Source organism: Streptomyces sp. NPDC007945 (assembly GCF_042958885.1).
Taxonomy (GTDB): domain Bacteria; phylum Actinomycetota; class Actinomycetes; order Streptomycetales; family Streptomycetaceae; genus Streptomyces.
This window is the reverse complement of record NZ_JBIBJV010000002.1, coordinates 539,884-557,349: the sequence shown is the minus strand read 5'-3', so window position 1 is coordinate 557,349 and position 17,466 is coordinate 539,884. Positions and strand designations below refer to the sequence as shown.

At 75.2% G+C, this 17,466-nt stretch carries 13 protein-coding genes; 8 read left to right on the top strand and 5 right to left on the bottom strand.

Going from position 1 to position 17,466, the window contains the following annotated elements:
• Positions 1–99 precede the first annotated feature (99 nt).
• Positions 100–759: a TetR/AcrR family transcriptional regulator gene (locus tag ACFZCF_RS07795; RefSeq protein ID WP_360606004.1), complete on the bottom strand. Its 660-nt coding sequence runs from the start codon at positions 757–759 to the stop codon at positions 100–102.
• A 274-nt stretch (positions 760–1,033) separates the two neighbouring features.
• Positions 1,034–1,249: a hypothetical protein gene (locus ACFZCF_RS07790; RefSeq protein WP_388436662.1), complete on the bottom strand. Its 216-nt coding sequence runs from the start codon at positions 1,247–1,249 to the stop codon at positions 1,034–1,036.
• 197 nt (positions 1,250–1,446) lie between these two features.
• On the opposite strand from ACFZCF_RS07790, the gene ACFZCF_RS07785 reads away from it, so the two are divergent.
• From ACFZCF_RS07785 to moeZ, 7 genes are all read left to right on the top strand, one after another.
• Positions 1,447–2,427 (top strand): alpha/beta fold hydrolase, encoded by a 981-nt coding sequence (locus ACFZCF_RS07785; RefSeq protein ID WP_391285334.1) that lies wholly within the window; start codon positions 1,447–1,449, stop codon positions 2,425–2,427.
• Positions 2,428–3,085: 658 nt separating this feature from the next.
• On the top strand, positions 3,086–3,985 hold the full coding sequence (locus ACFZCF_RS07780; RefSeq protein WP_391285331.1) for a DUF3152 domain-containing protein: 900 nt from the start codon (positions 3,086–3,088) through the stop codon (positions 3,983–3,985).
• 306 nt (positions 3,986–4,291) lie between these two features.
• Entirely contained in the window at positions 4,292–5,932 is a 1,641-nt protein-coding gene (locus tag ACFZCF_RS07775; RefSeq protein WP_391285329.1) for a glycosyltransferase, read from the top strand.
• 13 nt (positions 5,933–5,945) lie between these two features.
• A complete protein-coding gene (locus tag ACFZCF_RS07770; RefSeq protein WP_391285327.1) occupies positions 5,946–7,661 on the top strand; it encodes a hypothetical protein in 1,716 nt (571 codons plus the stop codon).
• A 121-nt stretch (positions 7,662–7,782) separates the two neighbouring features.
• On the top strand, positions 7,783–8,754 hold the full coding sequence (locus ACFZCF_RS07765; protein WP_030747407.1) for an NAD(P)-dependent oxidoreductase: 972 nt from the start codon (positions 7,783–7,785) through the stop codon (positions 8,752–8,754).
• Entirely contained in the window at positions 8,742–9,491 is a 750-nt protein-coding gene (locus ACFZCF_RS07760) for a spherulation-specific family 4 protein (protein WP_388436647.1), read from the top strand. Before ACFZCF_RS07765 ends, ACFZCF_RS07760 begins: the two co-directional genes overlap by 13 nt.
• A gap of 63 nt (positions 9,492–9,554) precedes the next feature.
• On the top strand, positions 9,555–10,733 hold the full coding sequence (gene moeZ, locus ACFZCF_RS07755) for an adenylyltransferase/sulfurtransferase MoeZ (RefSeq protein WP_150231474.1): 1,179 nt from the start codon (positions 9,555–9,557) through the stop codon (positions 10,731–10,733).
• Positions 10,734–10,802: 69 nt separating this feature from the next.
• On the opposite strand, the gene ACFZCF_RS07750 is transcribed toward moeZ, so the two are convergent.
• From ACFZCF_RS07750 to ACFZCF_RS07740, 3 genes are all read right to left on the bottom strand, one after another.
• Positions 10,803–12,332 carry an alpha/beta fold hydrolase gene (locus ACFZCF_RS07750; protein ID WP_391285985.1) on the bottom strand — a complete coding sequence of 510 codons (1,530 nt, stop codon included), beginning with the start codon at positions 12,330–12,332 and terminating at the stop codon, positions 10,803–10,805.
• A gap of 91 nt (positions 12,333–12,423) precedes the next feature.
• Complete coding sequence (locus ACFZCF_RS07745; protein ID WP_391285323.1) at positions 12,424–13,998, bottom strand: alpha/beta fold hydrolase; 1,575 nt, start codon at positions 13,996–13,998, stop codon at positions 12,424–12,426.
• Between the two features lie 109 nt (positions 13,999–14,107).
• Positions 14,108–16,753, bottom strand: a complete 2,646-nt coding sequence (locus ACFZCF_RS07740; RefSeq protein ID WP_388436638.1) for a lysylphosphatidylglycerol synthase domain-containing protein — start codon at positions 16,751–16,753, stop codon at positions 14,108–14,110.
• A gap of 153 nt (positions 16,754–16,906) precedes the next feature.
• Between ACFZCF_RS07740 and ACFZCF_RS07735 the strand changes: the two genes are divergently transcribed.
• Positions 16,907–17,311 carry an MGMT family protein gene (locus ACFZCF_RS07735; protein ID WP_388438862.1) on the top strand — a complete coding sequence of 135 codons (405 nt, stop codon included), beginning with the start codon at positions 16,907–16,909 and terminating at the stop codon, positions 17,309–17,311.
• Positions 17,312–17,466: the final 155 nt, after the last annotated feature.

Genomic DNA, 17,466 nt, shown 5'->3' with positions numbered 1-17,466 from the left:
ACCCGCGCCGTACGCTGCACACATTAGCCCGGTGAGGGGACGCGCACGGCTCAGCGGCGGCACGCCAGGAGCGAACAGCCCCCGGGAACAAAGCGGCGCTCAGTGGCCCTCGGCGCTCAGCTGGCCCTCCACGGCGTGCAGCGGGAAGCCCGCGATGCCGCGCCACGCCAGCGAGGTGAGCAGGGAGACCGCCGTGTCGCGGGGGATCGGGGACTCGCTGGACAGCCAGTAGCGGGCCACGACCTGCGACACCCCGCCGAGGCCCACCGCGAGCAGCATCGACTCGTCCTTGGACAGACCCGTGTCCTCGGCGATGACCTCGGAGATCGCCTCGGCGCACTGGAGGCTCACCCGGTCGACCCGCTCGCGCACGGCCGGCTCGTTGGTGAGGTCGGACTCGAAGACGAGCCGGAAGGCGCCGCCCTCGTCCTCGACGTAGGCGAAGTAGGCGTCCATCGTGGCCGCGACCCGGAGCTTGTTGTCCGAGGTGGAGGCGAGGGCCGTGCGCACGGACTGGAGCAGGGACTCGCAGTGCTGGTCGAGCAGGGCCAGGTAGAGCTCCAGCTTGCCGGGGAAGTGCTGGTACAGCACCGGCTTGCTGACCCCGGCCCGCTCGGCGATGTCGTCCATGGCCGCCGAGTGGTAGCCCTGGGCGACGAAGACCTCCTGGGCCGCGCCGAGCAGCTGGTTCCGCCGGGCACGGCGCGGCAGCCGCGTACCGCGAGGGCGTGCTGCCTCTGTCTGCTCGATGGCGCTCACGCGGCCTCCCAAGAATTCGATCCAGTGCGCTGACGCGCCGCGCGGCCATCGTACTTTTGGGTAACCCGGGTGTGCGCGGTGCGGACGCAGAATTTCACGGACCGGACGCCTGGGTCGACAGGCGATTCAAGATTAAACCGAACAAATCAACGATAGTCGTCGATCGAATGTCGATGAGGGTCCGGCCCTTCCGGCCGTCACGGGTCTTCGGCGGTCGCGCGCCGGCGTCGCGGTTCTTCCGCTGCCGCGCGACCGCCGGAGACGAGGGACCGCGTCAGCGGTAGTCGTCCTCGTCCAGCGGGACGACGCGCGCCTGCTCGGAGGCGTCGCCCTCGTCCGCCGCCACGTGGGTGCTGTCACTGAGCGGCTCGTCCTCCCCCGGGCGCAGTTCGGTCTGCTGCTCGGCAGCGTCGGCCTCCGGAACTTCCTCGTCGAGCACGGTTTCCTCCTCCTCGGGGAACGTGTCCGGCTCGGACGGATCGACAGTCATGGGGTTCCTTCCCGTCCTCCCCGCGCGTGGGCGGCCGCCCACGCGGATGAACTCCACCTCCGAGCGTAGGAGGAGTGGCGCCCGTCCGCACCCGAGCCGCCGCCGCGGGGAGGTGGACGGGCCCCGCGGGCGGGCGCCCGGCGGCTTGTGACCGCACCCACACGCGGGCCCGCGTGATCGTCTCGTAATATTGCGCCATGTCCTCGACCGAGCTGCCGGAAACCCGGTCCGCCGACACCGCTCCGGCGTCGCCGCCCCGGCGCGCCGTCCGGGTCGCCGAGGGCGAGGAGCTCCGCTCCGTCGCGCTCCCCGGCCTCACCCTCACCGTGCGCTCCCGGCCCGGCGTCCGCGAGGACCTGCCGCCCGCCCTCTACGTGCACGGCCTCGGCGGCTCCTCGCAGAACTGGTCCGCCCTGATGCCGCTCCTGGCCGACGTCGTCGACGGCGCGGCCGTCGACCTGCCCGGCTTCGGCGACTCCCCGCCGCCCGACGACGGCAACTACTCGGTCACGGGGCACGCCCGGGCCGTCATCCGGCTGCTCGACGCCTCCGGGCGCGGCCCGGTCCACCTCTTCGGCAACTCGCTGGGCGGCGCCGTCGCCACCCGGGTCGCCGCCGTCCGGCCCGACCTGGTCAGGACGCTGACCCTCGTCTCGCCGGCCCTGCCCGAGCTGCGCGCCCAGCGCACCGCCTGGCCGACGGCGCTGCTCGCCGTCCCCGGCGTCGCCGGGCTGTTCGCCCGCCTCTCGCGCGACTGGACCGCCGAGCAACGCGTCCGCGGCGTCCTCGCGCTCTGTTACGGGGACCCGGGCCTGGTCACCGACGAGGGCCTTCGGCACGCCGTCGAGGAGATGGAGCGCCGGCTCGAACTCCCCTATTTCTGGGACGTCATGGCCAGGTCCTCGCGCGGGATCGTCGACGCCTATACGCTCGGCGGCCAGCACGGCCTGTGGCGGCAGGCGGAGCGGGTCCTCGCGCCCACCCTCCTGATCTACGGCGGCCGTGACCGGCTCGTCTCGTACCGGATGGCCCGCAGGGCCGCCGCGGCCTTCCGGGGTTCGCGGCTGCTGAGCCTGCCCGACGCCGGACACGTGGCGATGATGGAGTACCCCGAGACGGTCGCCGCGGCCGCGCGGGAGCTGATCGCGGACCACGACGCGCGGCACGACGGGAGCTGAACCCGGGGTGGGACGACATAGCCGCAAGGGGCCCGCGCCCACGGCGGGCGACACGGGACGGGCGCCGGCGGGGGACGCCGGACGCGCTCCGGCGGCGGACACCGGACGCCCGCCCGCGGGGGACACCGGGCGCCCGCCGGCAGGAGACGCCGGGCGCCCGCCCGCAGGGGACCCCGGCGCCGGCACGGGACGCCGCCGCAGGGCCGCCGACGCACCGGAGCCGTACCCCGCGGCCCGTGCCACCGCCCGCACCCACGGCCCCTTCCACGGCCAGGGCACACCCGCCCAGGGCGCCCCGCCTCAGGGCGCCCCCGGACGCGGCGCCTCCGGCCAGGGCGCTTCCGCGCGCGGCGCCGGCCCCCAGGGGGCGCCCGCGTACGGGTTCCCCGCGCACGGCACGCCCGCGCACGGCACGCCCGCGCACGGCACGCCCGCGTACGGGGCCCCGGCTCACGGTGCTCCCGGGCGCGGTGTCGGTGCTCAGGGCGCTCCGGCGCACGGGGTGGCGGGAAGCGGGGCGCGGGGGCGCGGCGGGGTCGGGCACGGAGCTCCGGACACGCCCGCGTACGGCATTCCGGCCCGCGGGGGGCACCCCGCGGACGAGGAGACCGGGCGCCCGGCGCCCGAACGGTACGGGCCCGCCACCGGCGCCGCTCCGGTGATCCCCGGGCCCCGCAGGGCCCCCGCGGCCCCGCCGGTCGAGGCCGAAGCCGATACCGGGGCCGGGACCGTCGCGGGCCGCGGCGGCAAGGGCTGGGCGCTCACCGGGATCGCGGCCGCCGCCGTCACCACCTGCCTCGCCATCGTCGTGGCCGGACAGGTCGCCGACGGCGACGGAGGCGCGCCGTCCGCGCACGCCGCGCAGAAGCCCGCCGAGCGGGCCTCGGACGGTTCGGCCTCGCGCTCCGACGAGCGCCTCGCGCCGTCGAGCCCGGCCCCCGTGACGCAGGCCGCGCCCACGTACGAGCAATTGATGACCCGTCAGTTCCCGATCGATCCGCGCCTCACCGGCTCCGGTGAGTTCGAGGCCGTGGCCGGGCTCGACAAGGCGCCGGGTTCGGGGCGGAAGTACCGCTACCGGGTGGACGTCGAGAAGGGGCTCGACCTCGACGCCAAGCTGTTCGCGCGGGCCGTCCAGGAGACGCTCAACGACAGTCGCAGCTGGGCCGGTCGGGGCGCCATGACCTTCGAGCGGATCTCCAGCGGCCAGCCCGACTTCGTCATCACCCTCGCCAGCCCCGGCACCACCGGCACCTGGTGCGCCAAGTCGGGGCTCGACACCACCATCGACAACGTCTCCTGCGACTCCGCCTCCACCGAGCGCGTGATGATCAACGCCTTCCGCTGGGCGCAGGGATCGGAGACCTTCGGTCCGAAGGCGATGCACGCGTACCGGCAGATGCTGATCAACCACGAGGTCGGACACCGGCTCGGACACAACCACGTGTCGTGCCGGACCCCCGGCGCTCTGGCGCCGGTGATGCAGCAGCAGACGAAGTCCCTGGATGTCGACGGAATCAGGTGCAAGCCCAACCCCTGGGTGCATCCCGGGAGTTGATCCCGCCGTCGGGTGATTTCGGCCGGGGGCGCATTCGCCGCCTCCGGCCGTCGGCGTTTCGCCATTCCGGCTCTCCCGCGCGCGCTGCGGAATTCGCCTTTCCCGCCCGGTTTCCCGGCGGGTTTCCCGCCCCGTGACGTACTCCGGGCGAACGCGACCGGTCCCGGAAAGTCACGCGCATTCACCCCTTCCGGTGGTGCGGCGGACAACCGTCCGTCGCACCACCGGCCGCTGCGCTTACGTTCATCCCGCTGTGGGATTTCCGGCCCGGGAATCCCCGTCGACGACGACCGGGGGTGTGGACTCGTGCGGATCGGACTGCTCACGGAGGGTGGCGCGCCGAGCGCCACCGGTGACACCGGGGTCTGGTGGCGGCGGCTCGTCCGCGGCCTCGCCCCCCACGACTTCGACGTGTACGCCGTCGGCGGCCCCCTCCCTGCCATCCCGCTGCCCCCCAACACCCGGCCCGTCCCCGCCACCGGCGAAGGCGCCCCCGTGGCCGCCCCGCCCGAGCGCGCGGGCCGCCGCGCCTACGGCCGCCGGGACCGCCGCCGCTTCGCCGAGGGCTTCCACGCCCTCGCCACCGGCCTCACCGCCGAGGCCGCCCCCGGCACTGCGGAGGACGGGCCCGCGCGGGCCTTCGCCGACGGCCTCGGCGCCCTCGCCGACCTCGCCCGCGACAGCGGCGGAGTACCCGGCGCGCTCCGCTCCGACGAGGCCGTCCGCCTCCTGGAGGCCGCCTGCCGCGCGCCCGGCGCCCACCGCGCCGCCGCCGCGGCCGGCCTCCGCGACCACCTCGCCTTCGCCGACCACCTGGAGCGGGCCCTGCGTCCCCTCTCCCTCGACTGGTACGACGAGACCGCCCTCGGCGCCGCCGACCTCTGCCACGCCACCGCCGGCGGGTCCGTCGCCCTCCCCGGCCTCCTGGCCAAACGCTTCTTCGGCACCCCCCTCCTCGTCACCGAGTACGGCGTCGGCCTGCGCTCCCACTACCTCGACGGGGGCGCCGCCGACCGCTCCACCCCGCTGCGCACCCTGCTGGCCGCCCTCCACCGCCGCCTCGCCGGGGAGACGTACCGTGAGGCCGCCCTCCTCACCCCCGGGAACGCGCACGCCCGCCGCTGGCAGGAGCGCCTCGGCGCCGACCGGGACCGGGTCCGCACCATCCACCCCGGCATGCCCGCCGAGCGCTTCGCCGAGGTCGGCGAGGACGAGGAGAGCGGCGAGCCCGGCACCCTCGTCTGGATCGGCCGGGTCGAGCCCGCCAAGGACCTCGTGGGCCTCCTCCACGCCTTCGCCGAGGTCCGCGCCCGGCAGCCCGACACCCGGCTGCGGATCGTCTCCGTCCCCGCCGAGCGGGGCGAGGCCGACCACTGCGCCTACCTCGCGCAGTGCGCCGCGCTCGCCGCGCAGCTCTTCCCCGACGAGGCGGCCGGCGCCCACGCCGTCGGGGAGAACCCCGTCTCCTTCGAGGAACTCGGCGGACCCGAGGCGCCCACCCTGGAGGACGTCTACGCCTCCGCCGCCGTCGTCGTCCTCTCCAGCACCGTGGAGGGCTTCCCCGCGAGCCTCGTCGAGGCCATGTTCTGCGCCCGCGCCACCGTCTCCACCGACGTCGGCGCGGTCGTCGAGATCATCGGAGGGACCGGGCTCGTCGTGCCCCCGCGCAACCCCCGGGCGCTCGCCGACGCGTGCCTCGCGCTGCTGCGCGACCCCGAGCGCCGGCACCGGCTCGGCGCGGCCGCCCGCGCCCGCGCGCTCGAACTCTTCACGGTCGACCAGAACCTCGCCGCGTTCCGCGGCATCTACCTGGAACTCCTCTCCCACGCGCCGGCCCGCCACCACGCCGGGTCCGACGTGCCCTTCGCCCACCCCGCCGAGGCCCACCTCCCCGGCAGCTGGGCGCCGAAGGCCGTCCCCGCGGGCACTGGAGCCCCCGATGCCTGAAGGAGGCACCCCCATGCGCGGCTCCGCCGCCCCGACGAGCCCCGGAGCCTGGGACGCCCGCTCCGAGGCACTCCTCGGCGCTCCCGCGGTGGATGCGGGACCCATGCCCACGCCGTCCGGCATAGCCCGGGGGGCCGCCGGGGCGCTCCCCACCCTCGACCTCCACGCGGACCCCGCTCCCGTCCCCGGCGGGGAGACCGCTCTCGACGACCTCCTCTCCGCCTTCGGTCCGCCCCGCCCGACCCCGCACCCGCGCGTGCCCGCGGCCGAGGTGGAGACGGAAAGGGAGACCGAGGGCGGTGCCGCAGAGGCCGCGCCCGAGCCGGAGACCGGGGCCGGTGCCGGGAAGGCCGCCCCCAAGCGCACGCCCGTACCCGAGCCGGAGACCGTAACCGATCGGGAGGCCGTACCGGAGCCGGAGCCGGAGCCCGAGCCCGGGCCGGAGCCCGCGGCTGGTGCCGCGGAGGCCGCCCCCGAGCCCACCCCCGTGGCCGAGCCGGAGGCCGTATCCGTACCCGAGCCGAAGGCCGTGCCCGAGCCGAAGGCCGTGCCCGACCCGAAGGCCGTGCCCGAGCCGGAGCCCGTCCCCGCACCCCTTCCCGCGCCGGGCGGTGCCGTCGCGCCCGGGCCCGGGGTGGCCTGGGGCGAGCCGCCCGCCCCCGTCGCCGTGTCCGTCCCCGCGTCCGCGGCCGCCGGGAAGGCGCGTCGCGGTGGCGGGGATCCCGTCAAGGTGCTCCTGCACCGGCACCGGGAGCTGTGCGAGCGGGCCATCGACCCGCTGGAGGTGGCCGCCGGACTCGAAGCGCTGGGGTTCACCGACCGGACCGCCGCCCGCTACCGGCACCGGGACGTCTTCTCCCTCGCCGAGGAGCTCTACGCGCGCGTGCCGCGCGTGCACCGGGAGACCCCGCACGACGAGGACGCCGAGGCGCCCCGCGCCCCCTGGGCGCTCGCCGCGTGCGCCCCCGGGGCCGCCGCCGCGCTGCTCGTGCCCGCGCTGCTCCACCTCGACGGCGCCGCCCGCCTCCTCACCGGGACCGCCGGGGCGGTCGGCCTCGCCGCCGCGCTCGTGCTCGCCGTCCGGCGCGGCCCCCTGCACGCGCCCGCCACCGCGCCCGCCGCCCGCGTCTGGACCCTCTGGCTGCTCGCGTACGCCGTCGCCGGCGACGGGCTCCTGGAGGAGGTGCTCCGCGGCGGACCCGACGGAGCCTGGCGCCTCGACCCCGCCCCGCTCCTCGGCCTCGCGCTCGCCGTCGCTCCCGCCGCCTGGTGCGCCCACCTCTTCGCGGGCCGGGCCCGGCGGCGCATCGCCGAGAGCCGGGGCCTCGCCGACTTCGCCACCGCCACGCGCGCGTGGCTGCTGGCCGCCGTGCTCCTGCACCTCGCCGCCCTCGCCGCCCTGCTCGTGCTCACCGGTCCCAGCGCCGGGGCACTTGCCCTCGGCGCCCTCCTCCTGACCGCCCGGCTGCTCGCCGTCCACGGACACGGCGAGACCGCCGCCGCCGCACTCGCCGCCGCCTGCGCCGCCGAAGCCCTCGGCCTCGCGAGCGTGCTGGCCGCCCGGCTCCCGCTGCCCGGCTTCGACGCGCTCGCCGTCCCCGTACGGACCGCCGTCGACGCCTGGGGCGCCGGCGCCCTCCCCGCGCTCGTCTGCGGCGCCGCCGCGCTCGGCCTGCTGGCCCACGCGACCGGCGTCCTCGCCCGGGCCTCCGCCCACACCACCCCCTGACCCGTCGCACCCGCGGAGCCGACGCCGCGGGCGCGCGGCCCGACTCACCACCCGCAAGGAGAAACCAGACCATGACCCCTCACTCCCCAGCACCGGCCGGTCGGCACGAAGGGGCCGCACGATGAGGGTGCTACTGCTCGGAGCCAACGGCTTCATCGGCCGCTTCGTCGCCGACCGGCTGCTCGCCGACCCGGCGGTCCACCTCACCGCCCTCGGCCGCGGCGACGACGCCGACGTCCGCTTCGACCTCGCCACCGGCAGCCCCGGCGCGCTCACCCGCTTCCTGGACGCCGTCCACCCCGGCGTGGTCGTCAACTGCGCCGGCGCCACCCGCGGCGGCGCCCGCGACCTCACCCGGCACAACACCGTCGCCGTCGCCACCGTCTGCGAGGCGCTGCGCCGCAGCGGCTGCGGCGCCCGGCTCGTCCAGGTCGGCTGCGCCTCCGAGTACGGGCCCAGCCAGCCCGGCTCCTCCACCGCCGAGGACGCCGTGCCGCGCCCGGGAGGCCCGTACGGCGTCTCCAAGCTCGCCGCCACCGAACTGGTCCTCGGCTCCGGCCTCGACGCCGTCGTCCTGAGGGTCTTCTCGCCCGTCGGCCCCGGCACCCCGGCCGGCTCCCCGCTCGGCCGGCTCGCCGAGGCCATGCGCCGCGCCATGCAGGCCGGGGACGGCGAGCTCAAGCTCAGCGGCCTCGGCGTGCAGCGGGACTTCGTCGACGTCCGGGACGTGGCCCGGGCCGTCCACGCCGCCTCCCTCTCCGCAGCCCAGGGCGTCGTCAACATCGGGACGGGACGGGCCGTCCGGCTCCGCGACGCCGCCGCCGTCCTCGCCCGGGTCGCCGGCTACGCCGGCAACCTCCACGAGGTCGACGCCCCGCACGGCGTCCCGCAGCGGCCCGTCATCGGCGCCCCGCGCACCGAGGCGACCATCGCCGAACAGCTGGCCGCGGCCCCCTTCCCGTACCCCGACGGCTGCGGGCCCTGGCAGCAGGCCGACGTCCGCACCGCCCGCGACCGGCTCGGCTGGCGCCCCCGCATCAACCTGGAGGAGTCGCTCGCCGACATCTGGATGGAGGCGGCGTGTCGCATCTGACGCGCACCGGCACCGCGACCGGCACCGTCCGGACGCTCGGCGTCGGCGCCCCCGGCTACGCCCACCCGCTGCTCGCCCCCGTCGAGTGGGCCGAGCTGACCCGCCCCGGCACGCCCGTGCACTGGGCGGTGCTCAACGTCGCCGACGGCCCCGGCTCCCGCCCCGACCCGCACTGCCTGGAGACCGCCGGACGGCTGCGGCACGCGGGCGTGCGCGTGCTCGGGCACCTGGACCTGGCGCACGGCTCGCGGCCCTTCGGGGAGCTCGTCTCGCAGGCCCAGCGCCACCTCGACTGGTACCGCGTCGGCGGCTTCTACCTGGACCGCTGTCCCACGGACCGGACGGACCTGCCCGGAGTGCGGAGGGTCACCTCGACGCTCTCGGCGCTCCTCGGGGGCGACGCCCACCTCGTCCTCGGCCACGGCGTCCACCCCCACCCCGGCTACGCGGAGGCGGCCGACCAGCTGGTCACCTTCTCCGGGTCCTGGGTGGACTACCGCTGGTCGCAGGTGGCCGAGTGGACCGCGGACCACCCGGAGGGCAGGTTCGCCCACTTCGTCCACGGGGTGCCCCGCACCCACCTCGACGAGGCGCTGCGGATCGCCCGCTGGCAGGGCGCCGGGACGATCTTCTTCACCGACCGCGTGGCGGCCCCGGGACAGAACAGCCCATTTCACTCGCTGCCCGGCTACTGGGACGAAATCGTCTCGCGTATCGGACCGGGTGTCTCGGAATGAGGAGGGGCGTGGCAGTGTTACGGGGAGAACAACCGTACTGACATACCGACCAACGGAGTCCCCGTGTCGCTGCCACCCCTGGTCGAGCCGGCTGCCGAGCTCACCGTAGACGAGGTCCGCAGGTACTCCCGCCACCTGATCATCCCCGACGTGGGGATGGACGGGCAGAAGCGGCTGAAGAACGCGAAGGTGCTGGCCGTGGGCGCCGGTGGCCTCGGCTCGCCGGCCCTCATGTACCTGGCCGCGGCCGGTGTCGGCACGCTCGGCATCGTGGAGTTCGACGAGGTCGACGAGTCGAACCTTCAGCGCCAGATCATCCACAGCCAGGCCGACATCGGCCGCTCCAAGGCGGAGTCGGCGCGCGACAGCGTGCTCGGCATCAACCCGTACGTGAACGTGGTCCTGCACGAGGAGCGGCTCGAAGCCGACAACGTGATGGACATCTTCAGCCAGTACGACCTGATCGTCGACGGCACCGACAACTTCGCCACCCGCTACCTGGTGAACGACGCCTGCGTGCTGCTGAACAAGCCGTACGTCTGGGGCTCCATCTACCGCTTCGACGGCCAGGCCTCCGTCTTCTGGTCCGAGCACGGCCCCTGCTACCGCTGCCTCTACCCGGAGCCCCCGCCGCCGGGCATGGTCCCCTCCTGCGCCGAGGGCGGCGTCCTGGGCGTGCTCTGCGCGTCCATCGGCTCCATCCAGGTCAACGAGGCCATCAAGCTCCTCGCCGGCATCGGCGAGCCGCTGGTCGGCCGGCTGATGATCTACGACGCCCTGGAGATGCAGTACCGCCAGGTCAAGGTCCGCAAGGACCCGAACTGCGCGGTCTGCGGCGAGAACCCGACCGTCACCGAGCTCATCGACTACGAGGCCTTCTGCGGCGTCGTGTCCGAAGAGGCCCAGGAGGCGGCGCTCGGCTCCACGATCACTCCGAAGCAGCTCAAGGAGTGGATCGACGAGGGCGAGAACATCGACATCATCGACGTCCGCGAGGTCAACGAGTACGAGATCGTCTCGATCCCGGGCGCCCGCCTGATCCCGAAGAACGAGTTCCTGATGGGCAACGCCCTCCAGGACCTCCCGCAGGACAAGAAGATCGTCCTGCACTGCAAGACGGGTGTCCGCAGTGCGGAAGTCCTCGCCGTGCTCAAGTCCGCGGGCTTCGCGGACGCGGTGCACGTCGGCGGCGGCGTGATCGGCTGGGTCCACCAGATCGAGCCCGAGAAGCCCGTCTACTAGCCGGCACCACCGAAAGGCCCCGGACCGCACGGGCGGTTTCTAGGGGTCGGGGCCTTTCGCGCGCCCGCGCTAACCGCAGGTCGTGCCGTACGCGGGCACCTCGCCGTCGAGCAGGTACGCGTCGACCGTCCGCGTCACGCACGGGGAGGTGCCGTACGCGCCGTGGCCCTCGCCCTTGTTGGTGACCAGGACGCCGACGCCCTCGCCCAGCTCCGCCGCCATCCGCTCCGCGCCCTCGTAGGGGGTGGCCGGGTCGCCCGTCGTGCCCACCACGAGCACCGGGTCCGCGCCCGGGGCGGAGGCCGCCGGGGTCCTCGCCTCGCCCTTCACCGGCCAGCCGGCGCACCAGCCGGCCGTGTCCCAGGCGAGGAGGGCGCCGAAGACGGGGGAGAGCCGGCGGAACTCCGGCAGCAGCGCCTTCGCCCGCGCGGCCGTCGGGCGCTCGCTGGAGTCGGCGCAGGAGATCGCCCGCTGGGAGTGCGACTGGGTGGCGTAACGTCCCTGCTCGTCGCGGTCGTTGTAGGCGTCGGCGAGCCGCAGCAGCCCGCTGCCGTCTCCGGCCTCGGCCGCCTCCAGGGCCTCGGTGAGCAGCGGCCAGCTCGACTCGGCGTAGAGGGTGACCGCGATGCCGGTGGTCGCCAGGCCCTCGGTGAGCAGCCGGTCGCCGACCTTCAGGGGCCGCCGGTCGAGCGAGGCGAGCAGCGCGGTGATCCGCGCGGTGCCGGCTCGTGGGGTCTGCCCGGTGGACCTCAGGTAGTTGTCCAGGGCCCGCTGGAAGCCGACGGTCTGGTGCCGGGCGTGGCCCGCGGCGTCGGCCGTCGGGTCGACCACCGCGTCCAGGACCAGCCGGCCCACCCGGCGGGGGAAGAGGTGGGCGTACGTGCCGCCGAGCTGGGTGCCGTACGAGATGCCGAAGTAGTGCAGCTTCTCGTCGCCGAGGGCCCGGCGGATCACGTCCAGGTCGCGGGCGGTGGCGGAGGTGGTGGTGTACGGGATCACCGTGCCGGAGCGGCGGGCGCAGCCGGCCCCGAAGTCGGCGGCGTCCTTCAGATAGGCGGCCTCCTCGGCGGGCGTGTCCGGGGTGGAGTCGACCGCGGCCTCCGCGGCGGCCTGCTCGGCGTCGTCCCGGCAGACCACTCCGGAGCTGCGGCCGACCCCGCGCGGGTCGAAGCCCACCAGGTCGTACCGCTCGCCCAGCGAGGCGTACTCCCCGGCCAGCTGCGGCAGCATCTCCACCCCGGAGGCGCCCGGCCCGCCGAAGTTGAAGAGCAGCGATCCGATCCGCCGCTTCCGGTCGGTCGCCTCCTTGCGGATCAGGGCGACGTCCAGGGTGGCCCCGGCCGGCTTCGCGTGGTCCAGCGGGACCCGTACGGTGGCGCAGCGCCACTCGGCGCCGGCGTCGTCGCAGCGCTTCCAGTCGAGGCGCTGGGAGGCGGGGGAGCCCGGGGAGGTGGGGGAGCCGGTGGAGGTGGGGGAGGCGGAGGATCCGGTGGCGCCGGAGGAGGGCGCCGGGGTGTCCGTGGCCGTGCAGCCGGCGGCCAGCAGCCCGCCGGCGGCGAGCACCGCCAGACGCCTGCGGAGCGACCGGACGGAACGTATGGACCGCGGGGTCCGTAGGGAACGCGTGGACAAGGAGGACCCCCCGGGTTCGGGCCGAGACTGGCCGTCATCCTAGGGGGCCCGGTGGCGGCTACTTGCAGACGGTGCCCGAGGCCGGGACCTTGCCGTCGAGGAGGTAGCCGTCGACGGCCTTCTTCACGCAGGCGCTGCCGCCGTTGTACGCGCCGTGCCCCTCGCCCTCGTACGTCAGCTCCACGCCGACCCCCTTGCCGAGGGCCTGGACCATGGCGCGGGCGCCCTCGTACGGGGTCGCGGGGTCGCCGGTGTTGCCGACCACCAGGATCGGCGCGGAGCCGGGCGCGGAGACGTCCGGGTGCTCCCAGCCGCCCGGCACCGGCCACTGCGAGCAGGAGGAGAGGGCCCAGCCCATGAAGTCGCCGAAGACGGGGGAGGCCTCGCGGAACTGCGGGAGGCGCTCCTTGGCCTGGCCGAGCGTGTAGCGCTCCTTGAAGTCCACGCAGTTGATGGCGGCGTTCGCGGCCTGGATGTTGCTGTAGCTGCCGTTCTCGCCGCGGCCGTTCATCGAGTCGGAGAGGGCCAGGAGGAGGGCGCCGTCGCCGCCGTCCGCGGCCTCCAGGCCCTGCTCCAGGTACGGCCAGAACTCCTTCGAGTACAGCGACTGGGCGATGCCGTTGGTCGCCTGGGTCTGCGTCAGCTTCCGGCTGCCGATGCCGGCGATCGGCTTCTTGTCGAGCGCGGTGAGGAGATCGGTGACGCCCTCCTCGATCTCGGCGACCGTCGAGCCCGGCAGCGCGCACTCGTCGCCCCGGTCCACGCAGTCCTGCGCGAAGTTGTCCAGCGCCAGCTGGAAGCCCTTCGCCTGGCCGAGGGCGCCCTCCTCGACGCCCGCGTCCGGGTCCACGACCGCGTCGAAGACGGCCCGGCCGACGCGCTCGGGGAACAGGTGGGCGTAGACGCCGCCGAGCTCCGTGCCGTACGAGATGCCGAAGTAGTGCAGCTTGTCGTCGCCGAGGACCTGGCGGAGGAGGTCCAGGTCGCGGGCCGCGCTCTCCGTGCCCACGTGCGGGAGGACCGGCCCGGCGTCGGCTTCGCAGCCCGCGGCGTACTTCTTCTGCGCGTCGGACAGCGTCCGCTCCTCGGCCCGGTCGTCCGGGGTGAAGTCGAGGGCGTAGTACGCGTCCAGCTCCTTGTCCGTGGCGCACTCCACCGGCTCGCTGCGGCCGACGCCGCGCGGGTCGAAGGAGACCAGGTCGTAGCGGGAGCGGAGGGACTCGTAGTCGTTCGCGAAGCCCGGCAGGCCGGTGACGCCGGAGCCTCCGGGGCCGCCGAAGTTGAAGACCAGGGAGCCGATGCGGCGGGAGTTGTCCCTGGCCCGCGCGCGGATCAGGGCCAGCTCGATCGTCTCGCCCTCCGGCCGGGACCAGTCCAGCGGGGTGCGCAGGAAGGCGCACTCCCACGGGGTGCCGCCGGGGAGGGGGGTCGGGGCCGAGCCGCCGCCCTCCGCCGGGGACGGCGGCGGGCAGGTGTCCCATTCGAGCTGCTGGCTCGTGAGGGAGGAGAGGCCGTCGGTGCCGGTGGGGCGGGCCTGGGCGGCCTCGTCGCCGTCGTCCGAGCAGCCGGTCAGGCAGAGGAGGGTGCTGGCGGTGAGGAGGGCGGCGGCGCGCCGGCCGGCGGAGAAGGGCATGACCCCATGCTCGTCGCCCCCGCCGCGGCCCGCCCGTGGCGCACCCCCAAGCGGGTGCCCCGGCTCGGCGCGGCGCGCCGGCGAGCGCCGGGCCCCGACCGCCGGGCGGCTACAGCGCTTCCCGCCGCGTCAGCCAGTTGAAGCAGAGCCAGCCCGGCAGGACCGGCAGCCACAGGGTCAGCAGACGGTAGAGGAGGACCGCGGGGGTGGCGACCTCGACGGGCAGGCCCACCGCGACCAGGCCGCCGATGAGCGCGCCCTCGACCGCGCCGACACCACCGGGCGTCGGGGCCGCCGAGCCGATCGCGTTGCCCGCGAGGAAGACCACGGCCACGCTCGCGTAGCTGATGGACGCGGTCCCGTGTCCGAAGGCGCGGATCGAGGCGTCCAGGCAGAGGACGAAGGTGCCGGTGATCAGCAGCATCCCGCCGATGCCCGTCGCCAGCTTCAGCGGCCGCTGGAGCACGTCCAGCATGCGCGGCACCACGCCCGCGAAGAGCGAGCGCAGCCGGGTCGAGACGAACTTCCGCATGAACGGGATCGCCGTCACCACCAGGACCAGCACCGCGACCGTCAGCAGACCCGCGATGACCGTCCTCGACGGGGTGAACGACTGCGACTTCTCGGTGCCCGTCAGGTAGCCGAAGGAGAGCAGCAGCAGGATGTGCGCCCCGAGCCCGAAGAGCTGCGAGGCGCCGACGCTCGCCACCGCGAGCCCCGGGCGCACGCCCGCGCGCTGCAGGAAGCGGGTGTTGAGGGCGACGCCGCCGACCGCCGCGGGGGCGACGATCTTCACGAACGAGCCGGCGATCTGCGCCACCACCGTCCGCCAGAAGCCGACCCGCTCCGGCACGAAACCGAGCAGGCTCATCGCCGCCGCCACGTAGCTGAGCGCGGAGAACAGCACGGCCGCCGCCACCCACCGCCAGTCCGCCTCGCTCACCGTGGACAGCGGCGTCCGGGTGATCTGCGACAGCAGGAAGTACGCGGCGACGGCGCCCGCGATCAGCGAGATCAGCGTCCGCGGCTTGATCCGCTCCAGCCGGACCGGCTCCACCGGAGCCTGCGGCCGGATCAGCAGCACCTGCCGGCGGATCTGCGCGAGCAGGTCCTCCTCGCGGGCCTCGTCCAGGGCCTCGTCGAGCGCCCGCTTCTCCGCCTTCTTGTCCGCCCGCTTCTCGGCCTTCTCGGCCTTGGGGTCGGCGTCCGGCGCGGGCAGCCCCGCGTGGGCGGCCGCCTTGGCCCGCTCCCGCTCCCGCTTCGCCTCCTCCGAGGCGGCCAGGACCGCGTCCCGCTCGCGCTGCGAGCGCTCCCGCGCCAGCTTCCGCAGGGTCGCCCGGGTCGAACGGCTCAGCGCGATCGGCTGGAGCAGCGGCAGACAGTCCGCCACCGCGTCCGGGCCGAGGACGTCCACGGCCGCCGCCACCGCCCGCTCCGCCCCGACCCGCAGGCCCAGGGTGGTCAGGAACTGGGCGATGTCCATCCGCAGCACCAGGTCGCCGGCCGCGATCTCCCCGCCGCGCAGATCCGTCAGGAACACCCTGCCGGAACGATCCACCAGGATCGCGTCCCCCGACAGCCTGCGGTGCGCGATCCGGCGCGACTGCAGCGCCCGCACCTGCCGCCAGGCGCTGCGCACCAGCTCGTCCGTGATCTCGTCGTCGTCGAGCGAGTCCAGGCTCCGCCCGCCGATGTGCTCGTACACGAGCATCACCGCGTCGGGCCCCAGCTCGGAGGTGGCGATCAGCTTCGGCGCGTTCGCGCCCGCCGCGATCGCCGCGTACGCGAGGAGCGCCTCCTGCTCCAGCGCCTGCCGGAGGGAGACGATCGAACGGCGGGTCGTCACCGTCCGCAGGGTGATCCGCCGCCACAGCCGGTAGAAGAAGCCGTGCGCCTGCTGCTCCCGGTCGACGACCGTGACGTCCAGCGGCGGCCCTTCCTCCAGGGTCACGAGGTACCGGCGGCCCCGGTCCCCGCTCTCCGCGGTCTCCGGCACCTCCTCCGCGCGCAGCGCGGTCACCGGCCGGAAGCCGACCCGGCGCAGGCCCGCGAGGAGGGTCTGGCCGGTCGGCCGGACGTTCGGCGAGCCGACCGCGTACAGGGTGCCGTACGCCACCGTCCAGCCGATGAGGACGGTGAGGATGATCGAGAAGGCGGTGGTGTAGCCGGCCACCAGCATGGTGAAGGCGTCGAGCAGCAGCACCGTCCACAGCGAGAACCGCCAGCGCGGTCTTCGGGCCATCCCGACGGCCGTCATGTACGCGATCACCGGCGCGAGGTAGTTGTGCACCGGGTCGGTCAGCCCGCCGCCGCCCGCCGGCTGGGTCAGCGCGTCCTGGATGGTGTCCGGCGCCGCCTTGGCCACCCACAGGTCGATCGCCAGCGTGACGCCGTGCGCGAGCACCGCAGCGAGCACGCCGTCCGCGATCCGGAGCCCGTCCCGTTTCACCAGCCGCTCGATGGCGAACGCCACCGGCAGCACGAGGATCGCGATCGACGAGACCAGGCCGGCGATCTTGACGAAGACGTCGGAGGCGCCGACCGCCCCCTTGTTGATGTCCTGCTCCAGGCCGGACGTGGTGCCGTGGGCGAAGGCGGCGATGGCGAGGACGACGGCGATGGCGAGCGTCCCGGCGAGCAGGCGCATCAGGTCGGAGGGCCGGTGGACGCGCGCGGCGAGCAGCGGCTCGTCGCCGGAGACCCGTTCGGGCATGTCGGGCCGAGCCTCACCTGGAGGCTGTGTGTCCTGACCCATCACCATGTCCGTCTCTGCGTGTACTGCCGCTTGCGTCTGTCGCTGTCGATCTCGTATCACCGGTCACCGCCCGGACGATGGTGGCACGAAGAGCAGCCCGGCGGAGGCATCAGGGCCATGTCGGTGGGGTGAGGCAGGATGGCACGGACGAGCATGGAGGGACCCGTGGGACGGACCGGAGCGAGCGGAGCGGAAGGCTCCGGAGCGGCCGACGAGCTGCCCCCGTACGCGGAGGCGGTGCTCGACGCCGCCGACCGGATCCCACCGGGCCGGGTGATGACCTACGGGGACGTCGCCGAGTGGCTCGGCCAGGGCGGCCCCCGCCAGGTCGGCCGCGTCATGGCCCTCTACGGCGGCGGCGCCCCGTGGTGGCGGGTCGTCCGCGCCGACGGCACCCTGCTCCCCGGCCACGAGCTGCGCGCCCTCGACCACTACCGCGACGAGGGCACCCCGCTCCGCGAGCGCGGCCCGGCGGCCGAGGGGCACGTGCCGAGGATCGACATGCGCCGGGCCCGCTGGGACGGCGTCGAAGCGGAACCCGACGGCGAAGCGGAATGACCGGCGCGACGCGCGGCCCGGCCGGCGCGTGCGGGATCTCACACGCGCCCCCGGCACCCCCGTGGCGCCCGGGCCCCCGCCCGTCCGGTCCCGGAGACACGGGCCCGCGAGCGCCCGGTTTCGCGTAACGTCGACGGGCACGCCGCCGACGGCGC